We start from the raw sequence: 22,575 nt of genomic DNA on the forward strand, positions 1-22,575 counted from the left end.
TGAAGTTCGGCTTTAAGAAAAACCACAGCAATTCTGCAAGATTCGCAGAAAATTGCGCCCAATAAACAGTTTTATATTTAGACTAGAGAGCGACGTGTTGTGAGACACGAACATAGCGCCCACCAAGACGAGAGTCGCGGGCAGTCGCTGACGAGGCCTTCACACTATAAGAGGCCTCGCCACTACATAAAAGGAGTACAGCGCCAATGAGTGAGAACCCAGAAACCAGCGCACAAGACGTTACCAACGACGGTAATGTTCCATCTGAGGCAACTCAAGACTCATCGGTTGAGTCGTCTAACGTTGAAAACAACACCACAACACCTTCGACTCCAAAGCCGACACCAAGTGCGCCTGCTCCTAAGCCAACAAGCGTGAAGCCTGCCCCGGCAGCACCTACTGTTTCGGCGCAAGCTGCAGCTCCAGTTGATGCGGTTGCCTACGCTCAGGCTGCACAGTTTGGTCGCGTTGATGCAGACGGTACCGTCCACGTTAAAGACGGAGAAACCGAACGCGTTGTCGGCCAGTATCCTGATGCTTCAGAAGAAGAAGCTCTTTCCCTCTACGTCCGCCGTTACCTTGACCTTGAGGGCAAAGTTACGTTGTTCGAGACACGTCTGAACACTGCTGATCTTCCAATCAAAGAAATTGATTCAACTTTGAAGAAGCTCTTGGAAGAGACTGCAGAGCCTGCTGCTGTCGGTGATCTTCCAGGCTTACGCACCCGCGTTGCGGCTCTTCAAGAAATTGCACAAAAGCGTCGGGAAGAAATTGAAGCGTCCCGTGCCGCAGCAAAAGAAGCAGCATTGGTACGTCGTACTGAGATCGTTGTTGCAGCAGAAAAGATCGCACAAACAGATCCCCTAAAAATTCAGTGGCGTCCAGCTGGTGAAGAACTGCGCACTTTACTTGAGCAGTGGAAAGAAGCACAACGTTCTGGACCACGCCTCGACAAGCCTGTCGAAGACAGCCTATGGAAGCGGTTCAGCCACGCCCGCACCACATTTGATCGTGAACGTCGCCATTTCTTTGCTGAACTCGAAAAGCAAAACTCTTCTGCAAAGGCAGCAAAAACAGCACTGGTTGAAGAAGCAGAAAAACTCTCTTCATCAACTGACTGGGGTGCCACAGCCGCTGCATACCGCGAGTTGATGAATCGTTGGAAGGCTGCTGGTCGCGCAAACCGTAAAGACGACGACGCACTGTGGTCACGTTTCCGTGCCGCACAAGACGTTTTCTTTGCTGCACGCGAGCAAGCACACGCAGCTACCGACGCCGAATATCAAGCAAACTTTGCTGCCAAAGAAGAACTCGCGAAAAAAGCAGAAGCTCTTTTGCCAGTATCAGACATTGCAGCAGCTAAAGCCGCACTGCGCGATGTACAAGACCAGTGGGAAGAAATTGGTCGCGTACCACGCAATGAAGTAGGCCGCATCGAAGGTCGTTTACGTGCTGTCGAGAACGCAATCCGTGATGCAGAGCACGCCCGCTGGGAGCGCACCAACCCAGAAACGCGTGCACGCGCTGAAGGCGCTTTAGCGCAACTAGAGCAGTCCATCGCAACACTTGAAGATGACCTTGCTAAAGCTCAAGCTCGTGGCAACGAGCGTAAAGTCAAAGAACTTACTGAGTCTTTGAATGCACGTCGCACTTGGCTAGAGCAAGTATCTAAGGCTGCTGAAGAATCACGCGGCTAACAAAGCCCATTCACTAAGCGGGTTGGTCCAAGATTTCCACAATCTTGGACCAACCCGCTTTTTGTTGTTCGTTATCAGGCACGATCGAGTATGATCACTTTTCGCATCGACTCCCCCGCCCAGGAGCTTCCCCCACCTCTGCCTTGGAGTTCTGGACCTGACAGATCACAAGCGACGTACCGTGAAACGTTGCCGCCGCCTCCAATAGACAATGCATCGGATCGTATCGACACACCTGCAGCGTTTACACCTCACAGTGTTGGAGGGGTCTGGGAATACGATCGCTTATGTGCGCGTGGAGAGCTTGTTGAGATACTTCCTGGCGTAGCCATCCCACAGGAGCAACCGCTGCACCATCAATTGCGAATACGCGTTGCGCAATGTGTTGTCCCAGAAACAGCCACCCTAGCGGTGCATGGTGCAGCATGGCTTCATTGTGGCGGCCCGGTCCCCTCGCGGCTCCCTGTCTGCTTTGACAGATTCGCTAATCGTCCACGTAACAATCCGGCTATTGTCCCCCACCCTGGTCGAGTATGGCCCAGCAACGTTAAAGCTTTTGGTTCTTTACGGGTCACAACAGCGAAGCGAACAATCATTGATCTTGCGTTACTTCAAGAGCCGACAGCTGCAGAATGGGTACGCAGATTCAGCACGCACAAGATGGCTCTTACCGCTGCGCAAGAGTTTTTACTTCAGGTGCCTCATTACAGTATGGAAGCAGCTATTCGTGAACGCGCATTAGATATCGTTTCAGATGTTCTCTGCCTCAGTTAGGCCCTTTGGTTCCAGTAATTCGATATACGTCAAAGACCCCTTCAATACGGCGAACAGCATTGAGCACGGTATGCAGATGTGCTGGTTCTGCCATTTCAAAGGCAAACCTAGAGATAGCAAGACGATCTGACGACGTCGACACCGTCGCAGAAAGAATATTGACGTGAGAATCGGACAATACACGGGTTACGTCAGAGAGAAGACCAGCACGGTCAATTGCTTCAACTTGAATTTGGACGAGGAACATCGTGTTTGCTCCGCTTGTCCAATCAACTTCAACCATACGTTCAGGCTGTCGTTTGAGTTGATCGACGTTGATGCAATCGGCTCGGTGCACGGACACGCCTTGCCCGCGCGTAATAAAGCCGACAATCGCGTCGCCAGGAACCGGTGTGCAACATTTGGCAAGCTTGACCCAAATATCCTCGATGCCTTTAACCACGACGCCCGGATCGCCTGTCCTTGACCGGCGACTTGGCTTACCTGGCCGCGTTAGTTCAGCAAGGTCTTCTTGGTTAGCGTCGGAGCTTCCCATAGAAGCAGTAAGTTTTGCGATAACGTTCGCTGCCGACACTTGTCCTTCGCCAACGGCGGCATACAGCGCAGATACATCTGCGTATCGCATGTCATTTGCGGTAGCGAGTATTGCCTCTTGTGAGAGCAAACGCTGGAATGGCAAGTTTTGTTTGCGCATTGCCTTAGCGATCTGCTCTTTGCCGTGTTCGATGGCTTCTTCGCGGCGTTCTTTTTGGAACCATTGACGAATTTTGTTACGTGCACGGCCGCTCTTCACAAAAGCCAGCCAGTCACGGGACGGCCCAGCTGTTTCAGACTTAGATGTCAATACGTCAACGACGTCACCGTTTTCCAACACAGAATCAAGCGGCACAAGGCGTCCGTTTACCCGTGCGCCCATGGTGCGGTGGCCAACCTCAGTGTGAACTGAATACGCAAAGTCCACGGGAGTTGAGCCTTGTGGTAGCGCAACAACATCACCTTTAGGGGTAAAGACGAATACTTCGCTGCCACCGATTTCGTATCGGAGCGAGTCCAAAAATTCTGATGGGTCGGATGTTTCTTTTTGCCAGTCAACAAGTTGCCGCAACCATTGCATTTCGTTGACGGAACGGCCTTCTGTGTTCGCAGAGCCTTCTTTGTACTTCCAGTGCGCAGCAACACCATATTCGGCGCGCTTGTGCATATCATGGGTGCGAATTTGGATTTCGACAGGCTTACCAGTTGGTCCAATCACTGTTGTGTGCAGTGACTGGTACATGTTGAATTTCGGCATCGCAATGTAGTCTTTGAACCGGCCTGGTACTGGATTCCAGCGGGCGTGCAGTGCCCCGAGTGCCGCATAGCAGTCACGAACGGTATCAACGAGAACTCGTGTTCCAACTAGGTCGTAAATGTCTGCGAATTCGTGACCGCGCACAATCATTTTCTGGTAAATCGAGTAATAATGCTTCGGTCGACCAGTTACAGTTGCCTTGATTTTTGAGGCCCGTAAATCAGAAATTATTTGTTCACGAACGATGCCAAGATACTCTTCACGTGCAGGTGCACGCTCAGCGACAAGGTGCACAATTTCTTCATACACTTTGGGATACAAGGTTTGGAACGATAAATCTTCAAGTTCCCACTTGATTGTGTTCATTCCTAGTCGGTGTGCCAAAGGGGCATAAATCTCAAGGGTCTCTCGCGCTTTTTTCGCGGCAGAGGCTTGAGGAACAAATTTCCATGTCCGTGCGTTATGCAGTCGGTCTGCAAGTTTGATCATGAGAACACGAATATCTTTGGCCATTGCGACGACCATTTTTCGTACTGTCTCAGCTTGCGCAGCATCACCGTACTGGACTTTATCCAGCTTTGTAACACCATCAACGAGTAGTGCGATCTCTTCACCATAGTCTTTGGTGAGTTGCGCTAACGAGTATGGGGTGTCTTCGACTGTATCGTGCAGTAAAGCGGCAGCTAGAGTCGGTGGTGTTAACCCGAACTCGGCAAGAATTGTTGCTACTGCAACAGGGTGAGTGATGTATGGGTCACCGCTTTTACGTAATTGTCCGCGGTGGGCACGTTCTGCAGTGTCGTAGGCTCGTTCAATAATCGACATATCTGCTTTAGGGTGATTCTTTTTCAAAGCAGACAGTAATGGTTCAAGCGCAGGAGTGCCAACAGCATGCCGCGCACCAAAACGTCCAAAGCGTGAACGAACACGACCAGAACTACTAACTGGAATAGCTCCGGTAACTGGAGCAGGCGCAGCAGCAACAAGTGTTTTTGAAGTAGGTGCTTTTAAATCACTAGGTTTCGCGGTTGCAGGGTTCGCTGCACGAACGGTGTGCTCTGTGTGCGCAGTGCCCGATTCGTTTTCTGTAGATACACCCAAGGGAGGCACTTCTGTCCCGTGTTGATTCTCAGACATAAGTGCCTCCCTCGTGGCGATACTCCGTTTCTCAAGATGTACAACATTTTCGCTTAAGAAACGATTCCTAGGAGTACATTCTAAATCTACAGAGCCATAAGCGTTGCCACGGCTCGCCCTTTAAGCTGGTCGCGTCCTTCTAGACCTAGTAGTTCCATAAGGAACAAAGCCGTTGTAACATTCGCTCCGACTTGTTCCAGCAAGGTAACTCCCGCCCGGGCGGTTCCACCTGTTGCAAGAACATCGTCGAGAAGAACGACATGCGCTCCGGCAGGGACGGCGCCATCTCTCATTTCCACTGTCGCAGTCCCATATTCCAGCTCATACGTGTATGACTTCACAGGAGGTGGAAGTTTTCCAGCTTTTCGCACAGGGATAAAACCAACGTCTAAGTGTTGTGCAAGCGCTGATCCGAAAATAAATCCTCGAGCTTCCATCCCAGCGATGAATGCGGTTCCATCTGGAACGAGGTTTCCCAGTTCTGAAATCGCCAACTTGAAAGCATATGGGTTTGCCAACAAGGGTGTGATGTCTCGGAACGTAATTCCTGGGCTTGGATAGTCTGGCAGATCACGAATGTACTTACGCAGTTCGTGCTCTGCCGCTATCGGAGCCGATGAACATGTCATTGTATTCACGACCTACTTACGCCTGCGCTTAGGTTGGGCTTTGTTACCAAGGTGCTGCCCAGCTGTGATTGTTCCTGTTGAACCGACAGCGGCACCATCAAACTCTGCCGTGGTGTGGCTTGAACCAAGAGATTTTCCAGCACGAAGAGCAAGCACTTCTTGAGTGTGTTGCGCTATGGCTGGTTCTTTCAGACGCAATGAAACTTCCAGCGGGGTTGCTAAGAAGATCGATGAATATGCGCCCACTGCCATACCGACGAATAGCGATAGAGCAATATCTCGCAGTGTTCCCGCGCCGAGCAAGAATGCACCAATGAAGAGGATCGAACCAACCGGAAGCAACGCCACAACTGATGTGTTGATTGAACGCACAAGTGTTTGGTTCACGGCAAGGTTTGCGCGCTCTGCATAGGTTGCAAGGTGCTGCTCTGAAATATCTTCCGTGTTTTCTCGGACTTTATCGAAGACAACCACGGTGTCGTAAATGGAATAACCCAAAATCGTGAGCAAACCAATAATCGTTGCAGGAGTAACTTCCCAGCCAACGAGTGCATACACACCGATGGTTAAGACAAGGTCGTGGAAAAGCGCCAATATTGCGGCAGCTGCCATGCGCCACGCTCGGAAGTATATAGACATTACTGCCATAACAAGCAGCAAGAAAACCACAATACCTGCGAGTGCTTTCTTGGAGACGTCTTGTCCCCACGTTGGCCCAACGAACGTACTAGAAACGTTTTCTAACGGCACATCGTAGGCTGTTGCCAACTCACTGCGAACTTCTGTTACTTCGGTGTCAGAAAGCTCGTTGGTTTGAACACGAATCGCATCTGACCCAATGTTCGATACACGGGCTAGCTCATCGCCTTTAACCGAAGCAACAGCGTCTAAGGCAGGTTGCTGGCTATCAATACTGGAACCAGTCACCATGAATTGAGATCCACCACGGAACTCAATACCAAGGTTGATACCTCGGACAAGCAAGATAGTTATTGTCAGTGCCAAGCACACTAGTGCAGCGACATAAAATCGTTTACGTTTGCCGACGATGTCATAGGATTTTTCCCCCGTGTAGAGGTCATTTCCCCATTTTGCAAAGTTTAGCGCCCTCATTTGTCGCCCTCCCCGCTGACCGCATCAGCACCGGCTGAACGCGACGAATCTACTGTTCCTGAAAGGTGCGCTTCACGTTCTGCCTGTTCGGCAGCCTTACGCTGTGCAATAGTCATGCGACTACCATCAGCGTTACGGCGCTGTTCAGATGGTTTTACACCGGCTCCCACTACTTTTCCTCGGCCAACGTAGCGTGGCTTGTCGACACCAAGGCTGCGGTAATTAAATCCGGACAACCTGTGCCCTTGAGCAAAGAATTTCGTACGTGCAAGTAGCTTCATGACAGGGTGGGTAAAGAGGAACACAACGATAAGGTCAACAATAGTTGTCAATCCTAGAGTGAATGCGAATCCTCGAACGCCGCCAACAGCCAAGAAGTACAAGACGATAGCTGCAAGGAAGTTCACGGTGTCGGACGCAATAATTGTGCGTCGGGCGCGTTCCCAACCCACCTCAATAGCATTTTCGAGGCTGCGTCCGTCACGTAGTTCGTCTCGAATACGTTCGAAGTAAACGATGAAGGAGTCTGCGGTGATACCAATTGCCACAATCACACCTGCAACACCTGGTAGTGATAAGCGATAGCCCTGCTGCCAAGACAAGAACAGGATTGCAAGGTAGGTCAGTATCGCTGCTACTGCGAGGGAAGACACTGTCACGAGACCAAGTACTCGGTACTGGATAACTGAATAGACAACGACTAGCAAAAGGCCGATAAGACCAGCAACAAGACCTTTTTCTAGCTGTTCAGAACCCAAGGTTGCTGAAATAGTTTCTTCGCTTTGTACTTCAAAGGTAAGTGGCAGTGCACCAAAGTTCAGTTGGCTTGCGAGAGCGTTTGCGCTCTCGTTCGTAAAGTCTCCAGAAATTTCTGCTTGTCCATTAGAAATAACACTGTTGACGCTTGGGGATGAAATAACCAAGTTGTCGAGCACCATTGCAAACATATTTGGAGCTTGCGTAGGTGGATTCATCAAAACCCACTGATCAGCTGGCGGCAAACCGATCAAACGAGTGGTTACCTCATCAAATTTTTTGGTACCTTCAGCGTTGAACTCAATGTTGACGACCCAGTTGTTTAAGGTCACGCCTTGTTGTGTTTGCTGTAGTCCTGAAGTTGCTTGAGCAATGTCAGAACCAGGAATCTCCATTGGCCCAAGAATGTATTTTGTTGTGCCGTCTGGGTCACAGGTAACCAACGTCTTGTTTGGATCCGCGACACCGCCACCACCCTTTAAGTTCTCAGGGTTTGTGCAGTCCAGGGCCTCAAATTCTTTCAGAACGGCTTCCGTTACCTGCGCAAAATCCGATGCGTCAGTTGGTTCTACTGCAGGATCGGATGATTCATCGGTGGTGTCGTTCTGTGTAGTTTCTTCGTCAGAAGCTGCAGCACTAGTGTCATCGCTTGGGTTCGCTGATGCAGTCTCTTCTGGAACGGCAGCTTCATCACCGGCATCAGGAGTTGTCGTCTGCCCGTCTTCAGCCGTTACAGGCGTTGGATCACCAAAGAATAGAACAGGACGGAACTGCATCTGCGCAGATTCACGAACCAAATCCAACGTCTCTTGACTTGGCTTACCAGGAAGCGAAACAACAATGTTTTGACCTCCTTGGCTCGTAATTTCAGCCTCAGTGAATCCTGAAGAATCAACGCGCTGACGAATAATCTCGATAGCTTGGTCGATGTCTTCAGACTCTACTGGTTCATTATTTGCGGTCACTGCTTGCAAAATAACTTGCGTGCCGCCCTCAAGATCCAGTGCCAGTTTTGGGGTCCATGTTGCGTCCCCTCTTAACGTTCCGGCAAAGATCGAGCCAAAAAGAACCAATATGATGGCAGACAGCCCAAATAAGGGCCGCCATCCGCGCGGTTTTTTCGTGTTGGTGGTAGCCAACTTCCGTCTCTTCTCATAAATGTGACCCTCGTGGAGGGTCACTAGTCTGTGCGTGTGATCAAGCGCATAGCGCAACAGCAGGTTACCGCTGTTACGCTCGCTTTCCTATTCGCCGGTCTGGGTACTACTTATCGTCTTTTGAGCTGTCGTCGCGAAGTTTTTCGTCAATTGCCCGTGAAGTTTCGTCCTGAGTGTCAGGCTTTTCGATCAAGGAACTTACGTCATCTGGAATCGCGAACCCAGAAGACTCCTCAGCGGTTTGAGGCTCTTCTGCTTCGACGACAGGTGCGACAACTTCGTATTCTTTAGCGATAGCGGCACGAACCCACTTAGTGCGGCTACCTTCCTCAGATTCGAGTGTGACGAGGTCCCCATCAATTTCTACAACGGCACCTACATAACCTGATGCAGTCATGACTTGCACACCAGGCTGGAGTGCATCGCGAAACTCCATTGCTTGTTTTTGGCGTTTACGTGTACTACGAGTCATCAAGAACATCGCACCAAAAACAAGTGCGATCATAATGAGGAATTCCATTGCCTTCACCTAACTTTCCGTCACGCACCCAACACGTATTGTCTGGGCATCTGTGATTCTAACGAGCACACTGGCATAAAAGTGCCAGACGATCACTAACTAAACAGCGTATTCGATTCTGAAGGTGGCACAAGACCCAAATGCTGCCACGTTTCCAACGTTGCAACGCGGCCCCTCGGCGTACGTCCCATTAATCCTTCACGTACGAGAAAAGGTTCTGCAACAGTCTCAACTGTTTCTGGCTCTTCTCCCACAGTAACGGCTAACGTTGACAGGCCGACCGGCCCTCCACCAAACCTTTTACATAGCGCCGTTAACACTGCACGGTCTAAACGGTCTAAACCTCGCTCATCGACTTCGTAGACTTCAAGCGCGGAACGGGCGGCAGCTAAATCGAGGATTCCTGTCCCTCGTACTTGCGCCCAGTCACGCACCCGACGCAATAGCCTGTTGGCGATTCGTGGGGTACCGCGTGACCTCGACGCGATTTCTGCAGCTGCAGCAGCGTCTAATTCCACACCAAGCAATCCTGCAGATCGCGTTACAACTCGCTCTAAATCTGACGTGTCATAAAAGTCAAGGTGACCAGTAAAACCAAATCTGTCACGTAACGGCGCTGGCAGAAGTCCAGCTCTGGTGGTCGCACCGACAGCAGTGAAGCGCGGCAGGCTTAACGGAATAGCACTAGCACCTGCGCCTTTTCCAACGACGACATCGACACGGAAATCTTCCATCGCCACATACAACAGTTCTTCTGCAGGGCGCGCGAGACGGTGAATCTCATCAATAAACAGGACTTCACCTTCATCGAGAGATGACAACACAGCAGCTAAATCGCCTGCATGTTGAATCGCTGGACCAGAAGTGACCCGCAATGAAACACCTAATTCTGCGGCGATAATCATTGCAAGCGTTGTTTTACCCAAACCTGGTGGGCCAGAGAGCAACACGTGGTCCGGTGAACTTCCCCGGCCCTTGGCTGCATCTAACACTAGCGACAACTGGTCACGGACTACTCTTTGACCAACAAAGTCGTGCAACGATTTTGGTCGAAGGGCTGCTTCTGCAGCGCGCTCAATATCATCTGCTGACGATGACGTAACCCGTTCAAAATCATTACGCGGGAGTTCTGCTTGGTCGTGAGGATAAACATCCCCATCAAATTCCAGCGAATCGTCGTCAGCCACGTTGACCACCTAAAACTTTTAATGCTGCACGCAAGGTACTTGGCACCGCTGCGCTTGCAACAAAAGACTGCTCTTGTTCCCGTAGCACGTGTTCCACTGCGTCTTCTGCCGCCTTAGTATTCCAGCCCAAAGAGACCAACGCTTCAATTACTTGGTTACGTTCATCGCTCGGAGTGGAGACAACTGAAGTCCCAGCCCCCTGTATGACAGATGGAGCAGTCATTTTTCCAGATAACTCCAGCAAAATACGCTGGGCAACTTTAGGGCCGATACCAGGCACTCTTGTAAGAGCTTTCACGTCTTGGTTTACTACAGCAGCGCGAATAACGTCTGACGAATGAACCGCCAACATCGCTAACGCAAGGCGCGGACCGACACCAGAGACTGTTTGGACGATCTCGAAGACTTCACGATCATCTACGTCGGTAAAACCATAAAGTGTCATGGCGTCTTCACGTACAACAAGATATGTAGAAAGCGTTACGCTCTCCCCTGTACGCAAACCAGCTAGCGTGTTTGGCGTCGCAAAAATGAGGTAGCCGACGCCTTGCACATCCAGTACAACACTATTAAGTCGCACAACCGATACAACGCCAGAGAGTGAAGCTATCATCGCGTTAGAACGCACCAATCTGTATAGAACACATGTACGAAAAGCCTAACAATTTCAACGTACGCCGCGTGCTCGGCGCGCCGCTTGTTCTGCAGCGGCCCATTGTCGTTGGGCGGGAGTCATCTCAAAACGTTCTGCGCGATCTAATACACCAGCTGGACGCCACAGATGGCATATAGCTAAGGCGAGTGCATCCGCCGCATCGGCAGGCTTTGGTATTTCATCCAAACTCAAAATCTGTGCAACCATTTTTTGCACTTGAAGTTTTTCAGCTTTACCATTCCCCGTGACGGCTGCTTTCACTTCAGAAGGAGTGTGCATAGCCACCGGCACTGATCTTTTGGCTGCGGCAACCATCGCTAACCCAGCGACTTGCGCAGTTCCCATAACAGTTGAAACATTGTTTTGCGCAAAAACACGCTCGATGGCAACCACATCAGGAACGTAGCGGTCTAACCACAGATCAAGTTCCTTAGAAATACGCAACAGTCGAACATCCACGGTCAAGTCAGGCGACGAACGTGCAACACCCACAGATACAAGACGCGCCCGTCTCCCCGCTACAGAATCCACAACACCGATTCCGCAGCGGGTTAAGCCGGGGTCAACTCCTAAAACGCGCACGTGCTCACTTTCGAAAAATGTTTACGCGTCTGCGTCGAGTTCTGCCATGACCTCATCAGATGCGTCAAAGTTTGCGTATACGTTTTGTACGTCATCCGAATCTTCAAGCGCATCGATGAGCTTAAATACTTTACGGGCGCCATCAGCATCAACTTCAATCTCTGTTGCTGGATACCAAATTGATTCGGCGGAATCGTATTCGATCTCTGCTTCTTTTAACGCATCACGCACCGCAATGAAATCGGTTGCATCGCACAAGATTTCAAAAACATCTCCTTGGTCGCTGATTTCTTCTGCACCAGCATCAAGAACAACAAGCATCAAATCGTCTTCTGTCAGATCGCCTTTAGGAACGATAATCTGACCTTTACGAGAAAACATATACGCAACTGATCCAGGATCAGCCATTTGTCCGCCAGAACGGCTGAAAGCAACGCGAACATCCGCTGCGGAACGGTTTTTATTGTCGGTGAGGCACTCAACGAGAACGGCCACGCCGCCTGGTGCGTAGCCTTCGTACATGATTGTTTGGTAGTCAGCACCACCATCAATAAGGCCTGCACCACGCTTTACTGCGCGCTCAATGTTGTCGTTAGGTACCGAAGTTTTTTTGGCTTTTTGAATAGCGTCGAAAAGAGTTGGGTTACCCGATGGATCTCCCCCACCTGTACGTGCCGCAACTTCAATGTTCTTGATGAGTTTGGCAAAAAGTTTGCCTCGCTTCGCATCAATTGCGGCCTTTTTGTGTTTGGTGGTGGCCCATTTGGAGTGACCTGCCATGAGAGTGGACTCCTTGTTCGTTGAAATTACTTGACGACTCCAACCATCGACATCGCCCACATAACAACACACATGAACGGCAGTAATGGTCTTTTCGACGTGATCGCCTTAGATTTTACCTGTTGTTTGTAAAACTCGTCGCATGCGCGAAAACAAAATGCCGCAACAGCACACCAACAATGCACTATGACGTGTGGCAGCTACCTAATATGGATTCCTGATTCTGTGGCACCAAAATTTCGGGTAATGCCGTCCCAGCCGTTATGCACGTGCTCTACGAGGTCAGCAAGTTGACGTGGAAATACTTCGATTGGGCTTTCTCTGATCTGCTGCACGGTAAGCCACGACATTTCATCTAAAACTCGCTGTTCCAGCTCGGTCCATCCCACGTGAGTAAGCTCAACGTGAGAATCGACTCGAACAACAAAGAATTCTTCATGCTGTGTAACAGGTTGAGCAACAAAATCGAAGACTTCACTGCGTCGACACACAGGTCCTTGTAAATCTTGTTCAGTGAGGACTATGCCCGCTTCTTCAAAAAGTTCGCGTACAGCTGCTTGAGGAAAGGTTTCATTATTTTCCAACCCACCACCGATAGTAAACCACCAGCTGCGTTCCGGCTGGTCAGCATCATGCCCTTTCACCAGCAAAACTCTTCCTGCATGGTCTAAGACGATCACTCGTGCCGCATACCGTATGTTCACAGTGCGCCTCTTTCCACGGAAATATATTGCCTAGTGCGAACGAACAGTAACCAACCTTAAACCTGTAGGCCACGCATCGTCGAACTCAACGGTTTGTGGCATAGGTGCCCGTCCTGCTATCCGGAAGAAACGCACGAGTGGATGAGAGCGCACGCGTTGGGCTTGCAGTACCGACTCGTTGTGGAATCGTCGGGCTAACTGCACTCGATACCACGCATGTGACAACGCGTTTAAGTACGCTTCTGTTTCTGGGCAAGAATAGAGTTCTTGAGTGAAATCTGCGTCGTCTAATATGCTCTCCACGACTGCTGTGAGGGCACTTTCGCTCACTTCGCGATCGCCTCCGAGTGTGCCATCGAGCGCTTGCATAACAGCGATCTTAGAAACAGTGTTATTGCCTGAATTTAAGCGATGCGCTATCACTAACTCTGATAAATCAGGCATGGCGACCACTAGTTCCGTATCGCCATCGTCGTTAGAGGCGTTTACGGCTTTGGCAGCATCTGCTAAAACAACACTGCTTGCAGGATCTAAAACACCAGATGAAGCGAGTTCTTCTGCCGCATGTGCACGACGAAGGAGTTGGGCATCCAACGCTAACCGAGAAGAGACGACTTTACGATGTAATCGGTCCAGTCGTTGGGCGCTTGAGATTGCGATCCATAAACTCACCGCAACAACGGCGATAATGATGATCGCTGTTTCTGACCAATGCATGTGTGTTCCTAGCGTTGAACGGTTATCGGCCGAGTGTTTGGGTCTTCTTCAACTTGTCCTAAAGCAGCAGAAGCAGAAAGTACCATTTCATACACTGTAAGGACTTTGGAGGTGACCTCGGACCAGTCAAACTGTCGCACAAACACTGATGCGTGCTCGGCTCGCTGTGCTCGCTCTACGGGGTTTTCTAATGCTTCGAGGATTGCCCGCGCTAAGTCGTGTGAGTCACCGTTTTCAAACATGAATCCGGCGCGTCCATAATCAAGAACTCGTTCAAAAGCTCCAAGGTTGCTAGCGACAACTGAAGCGCCAGCGCTCATAGCTTCCACGAGAACGATGCCGAAGCTTTCTCCCCCGGTTTGTGGGGCAATGTATAAGTCCACTGAAGACAGCAGTGATGCTTTTTCTTCGTCAGTTATTCCACCAAGGAATTCAACTGCGGCAGCGTGTTCACCGAGTGTGTCTATCGCAAGTTGTTTACCTTCGTCGCCTTTACCTGCGACGAGGAATCTAGCTTTCGGATATTTTTTTAAGACTTCTGGTATTGCCCCGGAAAGTACGTGCAATCCTTTGCGTGGCTCATCTAACCGTCCAAGGAAAGCGATTGTCGGTGCTTCTTGGGTTCCCACCCACCGCGTATCTGATTGTGCAGCAGAGAACGTATCAACATAAACACCATTAGGGATGACTACTGCGTCTCCACCGAGGTGATCAATCAGTGTTCGTCGGGCATCTTCGGACACTGCGATACGCGCCGAGAACTTTTCTAATGAAGGACGAACCATCGGATAGACCAGTTGTAGCGCGCGCGATCTGATGAGTGCAGTGTGGAAAGTTCCAACGATCGGTCCACGAGCAGCCCACAAAGACAGCATACTTAACGACGGGGTCATGGGTTCGTGCAAGTGCAAAATATCGAATTGGCCTTCTCGCAGCCATCGCCGTACTTTGTTTGCAGCTCGCGGCCCAAAAGTTAGTCGCGCGACTGACCCGTTGTATTTGATCGGGAGAAGCTTTACCGCCAGAGGTCATGTAAGACGGGATTGGTGTGTCCTCGTCTGCTGGTGCCAGTACAGAAACTGAGTGTCCCTGGGCGATGAGTGCCTCGGCCAAGTCGCGAATATGAAACTGCACGCCGCCAGGTGCGTCGAAAGAATATGGGCAAACGATACCTACGCGTAACCTACGCTGCTCCATCATGAGCCTCCTTTGTTATGCGTGCGTAGCGTTCTGGGTCTAAATCTTCGATGAACACTTTTTGCAGCATGTGCCAGTCTTCGGGGTGTTGTGCGATGGATTCTTCTAATGCAGTCACCCATTTTTGGGTTGTCGCATTGATTTGTTCTTCTTTGGTTTGTGTTCGATCAATGTCGACGGGCGGGTAGAACTTTAAAACTATTCCCCACGATGCCCCTGCTTGCTTACGTCTTTTTCCAGTGATTTTTTCGTATGTCACGCCCACAGGAAAAAGTGGTGCGTCACTTGCTACTGCTAGTGCGGCTGGACCGGCAGCAACTCGTGCGGTGTGTCCAAAAAAGTTCACTTCAATACCTGATGCCGATAGGTCACGATCTGCAAGTAAACATATGAGGTGGCTCGGGCCTTTTGCGGCTCGCAATAGTTGCCGGAAAACCCCAGAGTCTCCCGCAGTCAAAATTGTCATGCCGAGTTCTGCTCTAAATTTCAAGAATTCTTGGTAGACCTCGTCTGGTTTCAAGCGTTCTGCGACTGTTAGCACGGGGGCAATATGAGCGCTGGCAAAGACGCCTGCAAGGTCCCAGTTTCCTTGGTGCGTTAACGCTAGGATTGGGCTTTTTCCCTCGTTGATCGCGGCTAAGACTGGTACTTCGCCTTCTAAGCGCACACGGTGCCGGACTTGTTCAGGAGTGAGGTGGGTGAGGACGAACACTTCCGAAAAGTAGCGCATGTATGAGCGCATACCTTGCCGAGCAAGTTTACGTACCTGCTTGGCAGTGAGTTGTGGGGCTACTCGTTGCAGGTTTTTCTCGAGTTGGGTGACTCCTCCCTTACGCAGGAGCCAGGTGAGGTCAGCGGCACAAGAAAATAACGTTCTGTAGATAGGAGCTGGGATTTTATATGCGTGCTGCCATGCGAGTGAGAATGGGTGCTTACTCACGGATCAGTCCTGCTCAGTCGTGTTGTGTAGCACTTGACGACGAACGTGCATGATGCGTTGCACTAAGGTGATGAGGCTTACTGCAGCTAAGAAGTACAGTGCACCTACCAAAATGCCATCGATTGAACTGAATCCAGCGATACATGCGGCAAGTAAAGATATGAGGAGTCGCTCTGGACGTTCTGCTATGCCAACGTTTCCGTCAAGGCCTAGTCCTTCGGCTCGTGCACGAGCGTAGGACACAAGTAGTCCCAAGACGAGGCACAAAATTGCGGCGATCGCGCCGGCTGTGTGCAGTGAGGCATTAGAAGCGTTGAGGAAATATGCTGCTAGTCCAACAAAGATTGCTGCGTCTGCAAGTCGGTCTAGTGTGGAGTCGAGGAAGGCACCCCATGGGCCGGCTTTTCCAGAGAGCCGTGCCATTGTTCCATCTAGTGAATCTGTGAAAACGAAAAGACCAATGACTAGGGATCCAACAGCGAGGTGTCCTGTCGGGAACGCCCATAATGCGGTTGTTACCACTGCTATTGTTCCAGCGATTGTCACTGCATCAGGGGTTACCCCAATTTTGAGAAGAAATTGTGCGATTGGGTGGAAGAACTTTCCCATAAGGCCGCGTAGACCATCAAGCACTGTGAGTTCTCCTTAAACGTATGTGGGTGCCGGTTTTAGGCACCACACTATCTTGCCGCATACGACTCGGTTTTAGGATATTTTGAAGGTTTTTTACTACGTACGCATGAGTTTCCTGCTGAATTTCAGACTTTGGTTGGACAATTTTTGACGTTGTCACGCACGTTTTTGTTTCATGCACAGAAACCTCGGACCTTCTAGTGCTCTGTTGAGGACACGTGCTGCCATGCTTCTGCAAGTTTTTTGCGTGTGTCTGTAAGGAGCGCTGGTATTGCTTTTACTTGCCCGATAATTGGAAAGAAGTTTGCGTCTCCCACCCATCGCGGGACCACATGTTGATGCAGATGCGCTGCAATTCCTGCACCACCCGCTTCACCTTGATTCATACCAATGTTGAACCCATTCGGGTTAAAAGCATGAGTCAGGGCTTTCATAGCATGCTGCGTGAGCGTACCGATTTCGGTGAGAGTGGACTCATCAATATCGGAGTACAAAGACACATGCTCGTATGGCACAACCATAAGGTGGCCTGAATTGTATGGGTAAAGATTTAATACCACGTAGGCGTGTTTTCCGCGGGCGACGACAAGCCCTGGTTCGTCTGCTCCCTGTGGGATGACACAGAAAGGGCATTGTTCTATGGAATCGTCTTTGGGCTTAGATTCTCCGCCGATATAAACCATTCGGTGTGGAGTCCACAGTCGTTCAAAACCATCTTGCGATCCTGCAAAGTTGTTTTTGTCTTCTATTGTCATCGCGTACTTCCTGGCCCTGGCTTTCCACACTGTAATCGGTGTGCCAAAAGTAACAGGTGGGCTGGAGTTATTCCAGCCCACCTGTAGAAACTCTTATACCTGCGCCTTAGTCGCGATAGCATCCAAGATCCGCTGAATTGCGTCTTCTACCGGAATACCGTTCTCTTGGCTTCCGTCACGGAACCTGAACGATACAGCGTTGGCTTCTGCGTCCTCACCACCTGCGATGATGGTGAATGGCACTTTAGATTGTGATGCGTTTCGGATCTTCTTAGGGAACCGTTCGGACGAATCGTCAAGTTCGGCGCGTACCCCTGCATCACGCAAGCGGGTGACGATTGCGCCAAGGTATTCATTAAAGGGTTCAGCGACAGGGATGGCTGTTACTTGTACAGGAGCCAACCATACTGGGAAGTTACCTGCATAGTGTTCGAGGAGAACACCGAAGAACCGTTCAATTGAGCCGAATAGCGCACGGTGAATCATAACTGGGCGTTGACGAGTACCATCGGCGGCAGCATATTCAAGGTCGAACCGCTCAGGTAGGTTGAAGTCAAGTTGGATAGTCGACATCTGCCATGTGCGGCCGATTGCGTCCCTTGCCTGTACGGAGATTTTTGGTCCGTAGAAGGCTGCTCCACCTGGGTCTGGCACTAGTTCAAGACCAGATGCTGTCGCTACTTCTTGAAGTGTGCGGGTTGCTTCATCCCAGGTTTCGTCGTCACCAACAAATTTTTCTGGGTTCTTTGTTGATAGTTCGAGGTAGAAGTCATCAAGACCATAGTCGGCTAATAGATCAAGTACGAACTGCAGGGTGCTTGTGAGTTCGTCTTTCATCTGCTCTTTAGTGCAGTAAATGTGTGCGTCGTCTTGGGTTAACCCACGTACACGAGTGAGTCCGTGTATTACACCAGACTTTTCGTAGCGGTAGACGGTTCCGAATTCGAAAAGCCGTAGTGGTAGTTCCCGATATGACCGCCCTCGTGCATCAAATATGAGGTTGTGCATTGGGCAGTTCATTGGCTTTAAGTAGTAGTCCTGTCCCGGTTTTACTACCTGTCCAGCATCGTCGAGTTCCTCGTCGATATGCATTGCCGGGAACATACCATCGCGGTACCAGTCAAGGTGACCTGAGACCTCATACAGATGGCCCTTGGTGATGTGCGGGGTGTTTACAAACGAGTATCCCGCTTCGATGTGGCGCTTGCGTGAGTAGTCTTCCATTTCGTTGCGAATGGTTCCACCTTTGGGGTGGAACACTGGAAGACCCGATCCGATTGTGTCGGGGAAGGAGAACAAATCCATTTGTGTGCCGAGACGTCGGTGATCGCGACGTTCTGCCTCAGCGATGCGGTCTAAGTGCGCGGTAAGTTCAGCTTTTGTTGGCCATGCTGTTCCATATACGCGTTGCAGCATGGGGTTCTTTTCGCTACCCCGCCAGTATGCTGCGGCGGAACGCATGAGTTTAAACCCATTACCGATGAGTTTGGTGTTGGGTAGGTGTGGCCCTCGGCATAGGTCTTGCCATGCTACGTCGCCGTTTCGTCGTACGTTTTGGTAGATGGTGAGTTCTCCAGAACCCACCTCGACGTTTGCACCTTCGCCGGCTTCGTCAGAATTTCCTTTTAAGCCGATGAGTTCTAACTTGTATGGCTCATTGCTAAGTTCTGCCTGGCCTTCTTCTTCAGTAATTACTCTGCGCTGGAAAGTTTGGCCTTCTTTGATGATGCGCATCATCTGCTTTTCGAGAGCTTTTATGTCTTCTGGAGCAAACGGGGTTTCGACATCAAAGTCGTAGTAGAAGCCGTCAGCGATTGGTGGACCGATGCCTAGTTTGGCTTCTGGGTTAATGTTTTGCACTGCCTGCGCTAGAACGTGCGCAGCAGAGTGTCTGAGTACATTAAGGCCGTCGGGCTCGGAAATGAGCACGCCTTCAACAGTTTCACCGTTTTGTGGCTGGTAGTAGAGGTCTTTCAATTCGCCATCTACACGAAGGACCACAATTTCGCGATTATTTGCGAAGAGTTCGGTGCCAGTAGTCCCCTGAGTCACCGTGGTGTGTTGTCCATTCAAGGTGAATGTAACTTGTGGCGGCGGTGCAGAGACGTCTGACACGATTGTGTCCTCCTAGATAAAGAAAAGGGAGCCTCGACTATTTGCGAGACTCCCTCATCTTATCGACAGTTAGTTGATTCTTATTCATCTGCTGTCGGGAAAGCATTGTTTAGTTGTTGAGGTCTTTTGCTTTTTCAGCTAGTCCGTCGATTTTAGAGTCAACCGAGTCAGGCGCAACCTGCTTGATGGCGTCTGCTACTTGATCGATGCGCTCATCTGTTGCAGCTTCTTTTGCTTGCGCGATGAGTTCATCTTTGTTAGTTCCAGAGAGAGCTTCTTTCGCCTTGTTGACGAGGTTATCGAATCCCATTTCTTTTCCTATCTTTGGTGTGCGGGGGTGTGCTTTTCCGCCTCACAGTATTTCTAGTTAAGTGTGATGCGGTAAGCATTCATAGACAAGTCCTGCTATGCAGGACAGTTTGTCTTAGCAAACAAAAAAGGAATCTTACGTGTGCAAGATTCCTTCGTTGAGCGGATGACGGGATTCGAACCCGCGACCCTCACCTTGGCAAGGTGATGCTCTACCCCTGAGCCACATCCGCTTGTTGATCTGTGCGATCGACTTGATAACCATACAGGGTTTTTCCGAGGAACTGAAATCTGCTGATCGCACATGCTTTTCGCCACTTTTTCACGCTTGCGCCTGTGTTGAAAATCGCCCAAGACGCTACCGCAGACATCAATGTGGTTGATCTTTCTACCACAAGTAAATTTTCTTCGCACTTACACCAGACGACACGAAGTCCCCATCGCAGACCCTTGCATCAAGACATTTTGTTAGCAAAGATTACGAACACGGTGTTACATCCCTCACCCTGAGCACTACTCCGACACCAAGCACTTGCTCTTAACACTCGTCGGAGCCGGACAAATCAAAGACGATTTGCCCCATAACTCGAGCACATCCCCCACTGCGTTCAAGGGGCAAATTGTGTCCACAATTTGTAAATAAAGCACGCAAATAAACACATATTGGTTTATTCATCCTGGACGGAAAATAAACGCGAACGAAAAATCTTCGTTCATTGCTCTCTCAAATTCGTGGCACGCATGTGCCACCCAAGGCAGAAAGCAGGAGAATCTTGAACAAGAGACTCAGAGCAGCAGCGGTTGTTGCGGCGATGGGCTTTGTTGCTGTGTTCCCCGCGCTCACAGCACTTCCCGCGTCCGCGCATGGCTGGGTCACAGACCCACCAAGCCGCCAAGCAAACTGCGCAACTGGAGCCACATCCTTTGACTGTGGCGAAGTTAAATACGAACCACAAAGCGTTGAAGCTCCTAAAGGCTCGATGCAATGCTCAGGTGGAAATGAAGCCTTTGCAATCCTTGATGATGAGTCGAAGCCCTGGCCAGTGAAGAACATTGGCTCGTCAGTAACTATCCAGTGGAAACTCACCGCAGCACACAACACCTCGCTGTGGGAGTACTTCGTTGATGGAAAGCTGCACCAAAAGTTTGACCAAGGCGGCGCACAACCACCAGCCAACATTTCACACACGCTCACTAATCTGCCTCCTGGAAAGCACAAGATTTTGGCTCGTTGGAATGTTTCCAACACCGTCAACGCTTTCTACAACTGCATTGACGTAAACGTCACCTCAGGTGGAGGAACTACTGACGGCGGAACCACCGGTGGCAGCACAGATGGTGGCACGACTGGCGGAACCACAGATGGTGGCACGACTGGCGGTACAACTGACGGTGGAACAACCGGAGGTTCAACCGATGGGTCGAACCCAAATTGCCCTGCTGCTTATGTTGCCTCCAAGGTGTATGTAGCTGGGGACAAGGTTTCTCACAAGGGCAGCATTTGGAAAGCTAAATGGTGGACCCAAGGTGCAGAGCCTGGCACAACTGGCCCATGGGGACAGTGGGAAAACCTCGGCCCGTGTGACGGTGGCTCAACCGGCGGAACTACAGATGGTGGAACAACCGGCGGCACAACCGACGGCGGAACCACAGATGGTGGAACAACCGGCGGCACAACCGACGGCGGAACCACAGATGGTGGAACAACCGATGGTGGAACAACCGGCGGCACAACCGACGGCGGAACCACAGATGGTGGAACAACTGACGGTGGCTCAACCGGCGGCACCATTCCCGAAATCCCTGGTGACGGAACCGAACGTGTTGTTGGATACTTCACCAACTGGGGTGTTTACCAGCGCAACTATCACGTAAAGAACATCAAGACTTCTGGATCCGCAGATAAACTCACTCACATTCTTTACGCTTTCGGAAACGTTAAGAACGGTAAGTGCACCATTGGTGACGCTTATGCAGACTACGAGAAGTCGTACACTGCAGCTCAAAGCGTTGATGGTAAAGCTGACACATGGGACCAGCCATTACGCGGTAACTTCAACCAGCTACGTAAGCTCAAGGCTGAATACCCAAACATCAAGGTGCTGTGGTCATTTGGTGGCTGGACATGGTCCGGCGGATTCGGTCAGGCTGCAGCTGATCCACAAGCTTTCGCAAAGTCATGCCGTGATCTTGTCGAAGATCCTCGTTGGGCAGATGTCTTTGATGGCATCGACATCGACTGGGAATACCCAAATGCTTGTGGTTTGAGCTGTGACAACTCTGGCTTTGACTCATACCGCAAACTACTCCAGGCACTCCGTACTGAGTTTGGAAACGACCTCGTAACTTCAGCAATCGCCGCAGACGCTACTGCCGGTGGAAAGATCGACAAAGCTGACTACGCGGGCGGCGCGCAGTACCTCGACTGGATCATGCCTATGACGTACGACTACTTCGGTGCATGGGACAAAGATGGGCCAACAGCCCCTCACTCACCGCTCAACACGTACAACGGAATTCCAATCAAGGGATTTGACAGCACAACCACAATTAACAAGTTGAAGGCTCTTGGAATCCCTTCTAAGAAGATCCTTCTCGGTGTTGGCTTCTACGGACGCGGTTGGACTGGCGTTTCCCAAGCTGCACCAGGTGGAACTGCTACAGGTCCAGCTGCTGGAGCTTATGAAGCAGGAATTCAGGACTACAAGGTTTTGAAGAACACCTGCCCAGCTACTGGAAAGGTTGGCGGCTCGTCGTATGCTCACTGCGGTAACAACTGGTGGAGCTACGACACCCCAAGCGACATCATCAACAAGATGAACTACGCACAAAGCGAGAAACTTGGTGGAGCATTCTTCTGGGAGCTCTCAGGTGACACCACAAACGGTGAACTTATCTCTGCCATGAAAACTGGTTTGAAGTAATTT

Annotated in this window: 20 protein-coding genes, 1 tRNA gene and 1 pseudogene; 3 read left to right on the forward strand and 19 right to left on the reverse strand. The window is 50.6% G+C overall.

What is annotated here, in order from left to right:
* Positions 1-206: 206 nt before the first annotated feature.
* On the forward strand, positions 207-1,697 hold the full coding sequence (locus ACR9EC_RS03680; protein ID WP_435300167.1) for a DUF349 domain-containing protein: 1,491 nt from the start codon (positions 207-209) through the stop codon (positions 1,695-1,697).
* 189 nt (positions 1,698-1,886) lie between these two features.
* Complete coding sequence (locus ACR9EC_RS03685) at positions 1,887-2,471, forward strand: hypothetical protein (protein WP_435300168.1); 585 nt, start codon at positions 1,887-1,889, stop codon at positions 2,469-2,471.
* Here the strand turns inward: ACR9EC_RS03685 and ACR9EC_RS03690 are convergent.
* From ACR9EC_RS03690 to ACR9EC_RS03780, 19 genes and pseudogenes are all read right to left on the reverse strand, one after another.
* Positions 2,464-4,899, reverse strand: a complete 2,436-nt coding sequence (locus tag ACR9EC_RS03690; RefSeq protein ID WP_435300169.1) for a RelA/SpoT family protein — start codon at positions 4,897-4,899, stop codon at positions 2,464-2,466. The two genes, ACR9EC_RS03685 and ACR9EC_RS03690, sit on opposite strands and share 8 nt — an antisense overlap.
* A gap of 86 nt (positions 4,900-4,985) precedes the next feature.
* A complete protein-coding gene (locus tag ACR9EC_RS03695) occupies positions 4,986-5,528 on the reverse strand; it encodes an adenine phosphoribosyltransferase (protein WP_435300600.1) in 543 nt (180 codons plus the stop codon).
* Positions 5,529-5,540: 12 nt separating this feature from the next.
* Positions 5,541-6,641, reverse strand: coding sequence for a protein translocase subunit SecF (gene secF / locus ACR9EC_RS03700; RefSeq protein WP_435300170.1), 1,101 nt, complete (start codon positions 6,639-6,641; stop codon positions 5,541-5,543).
* A complete protein-coding gene (gene secD / locus ACR9EC_RS03705; protein WP_435300171.1) occupies positions 6,638-8,536 on the reverse strand; it encodes a protein translocase subunit SecD in 1,899 nt (632 codons plus the stop codon). Before secD ends, secF begins: the two co-directional genes overlap by 4 nt.
* Positions 8,537-8,660: 124 nt before the next feature.
* Positions 8,661-9,074 carry a preprotein translocase subunit YajC gene (gene yajC, locus ACR9EC_RS03710; protein WP_435300172.1) on the reverse strand — a complete coding sequence of 138 codons (414 nt, stop codon included), beginning with the start codon at positions 9,072-9,074 and terminating at the stop codon, positions 8,661-8,663.
* A 95-nt stretch (positions 9,075-9,169) separates the two neighbouring features.
* The gene (ruvB, locus tag ACR9EC_RS03715) at positions 9,170-10,261 is read right to left on the reverse strand and encodes a Holliday junction branch migration DNA helicase RuvB (protein ID WP_435300173.1); all 1,092 of its coding nucleotides are present in this window, start codon (positions 10,259-10,261) and stop codon (positions 9,170-9,172) included.
* Entirely contained in the window at positions 10,254-10,874 is a 621-nt protein-coding gene (ruvA, locus tag ACR9EC_RS03720) for a Holliday junction branch migration protein RuvA (RefSeq protein ID WP_435300174.1), read from the reverse strand. The genes ruvB and ruvA overlap by 8 nt, the downstream gene beginning before the upstream one ends.
* Positions 10,875-10,928: 54 nt before the next feature.
* Entirely contained in the window at positions 10,929-11,498 is a 570-nt protein-coding gene (ruvC, locus tag ACR9EC_RS03725; RefSeq protein WP_435300175.1) for a crossover junction endodeoxyribonuclease RuvC, read from the reverse strand.
* A 21-nt stretch (positions 11,499-11,519) separates the two neighbouring features.
* A complete protein-coding gene (locus ACR9EC_RS03730; protein WP_435300176.1) occupies positions 11,520-12,278 on the reverse strand; it encodes a YebC/PmpR family DNA-binding transcriptional regulator in 759 nt (252 codons plus the stop codon).
* 200 nt (positions 12,279-12,478) lie between these two features.
* A complete protein-coding gene (locus ACR9EC_RS03735; RefSeq protein WP_435300177.1) occupies positions 12,479-12,982 on the reverse strand; it encodes an NUDIX hydrolase in 504 nt (167 codons plus the stop codon).
* Positions 12,983-13,012: 30 nt separating this feature from the next.
* Entirely contained in the window at positions 13,013-13,699 is a 687-nt protein-coding gene (locus tag ACR9EC_RS03740) for a hypothetical protein (protein WP_435300178.1), read from the reverse strand.
* A gap of 8 nt (positions 13,700-13,707) precedes the next feature.
* Complete coding sequence (locus tag ACR9EC_RS03745) at positions 13,708-14,442, reverse strand: glycosyltransferase family 4 protein (RefSeq protein WP_435300601.1); 735 nt, start codon at positions 14,440-14,442, stop codon at positions 13,708-13,710.
* Positions 14,425-14,899: pseudogene (locus ACR9EC_RS03750) on the reverse strand (glycosyltransferase family 4 protein); the annotation flags it as partial. The gene ACR9EC_RS03745 and the pseudogene ACR9EC_RS03750, both read right to left, overlap by 18 nt.
* Entirely contained in the window at positions 14,883-15,836 is a 954-nt protein-coding gene (locus ACR9EC_RS03755; protein WP_435300179.1) for a phosphatidylinositol mannoside acyltransferase, read from the reverse strand. The gene ACR9EC_RS03755 and the pseudogene ACR9EC_RS03750, both read right to left, overlap by 17 nt.
* A 3-nt stretch (positions 15,837-15,839) precedes the next feature.
* Entirely contained in the window at positions 15,840-16,469 is a 630-nt protein-coding gene (pgsA, locus tag ACR9EC_RS03760; protein ID WP_435300180.1) for a phosphatidylinositol phosphate synthase, read from the reverse strand.
* A 197-nt stretch (positions 16,470-16,666) separates the two neighbouring features.
* A complete protein-coding gene (locus tag ACR9EC_RS03765) occupies positions 16,667-17,224 on the reverse strand; it encodes an HIT family protein (protein ID WP_435300181.1) in 558 nt (185 codons plus the stop codon).
* A 93-nt stretch (positions 17,225-17,317) separates the two neighbouring features.
* A complete protein-coding gene (thrS, locus tag ACR9EC_RS03770) occupies positions 17,318-19,297 on the reverse strand; it encodes a threonine--tRNA ligase (protein ID WP_435300602.1) in 1,980 nt (659 codons plus the stop codon).
* 151 nt (positions 19,298-19,448) lie between these two features.
* Entirely contained in the window at positions 19,449-19,649 is a 201-nt protein-coding gene (locus tag ACR9EC_RS03775; protein WP_435300182.1) for a hypothetical protein, read from the reverse strand.
* Positions 19,650-19,809: 160 nt separating this feature from the next.
* Positions 19,810-19,881, reverse strand: a tRNA-Gly gene (locus tag ACR9EC_RS03780).
* Between the two features lie 540 nt (positions 19,882-20,421).
* On the opposite strand from ACR9EC_RS03780, the gene ACR9EC_RS03785 reads away from it, so the two are divergent.
* Positions 20,422-22,572 carry a glycosyl hydrolase family 18 protein gene (locus tag ACR9EC_RS03785; protein ID WP_435300183.1) on the forward strand — a complete coding sequence of 717 codons (2,151 nt, stop codon included), beginning with the start codon at positions 20,422-20,424 and terminating at the stop codon, positions 22,570-22,572.
* Positions 22,573-22,575: the final 3 nt, after the last annotated feature.

The sequence above is a fragment of the Timonella sp. A28 genome, from assembly GCF_051200815.1.
Taxonomy (GTDB): Bacteria; Actinomycetota; Actinomycetes; order Actinomycetales; family Cellulomonadaceae; genus Timonella.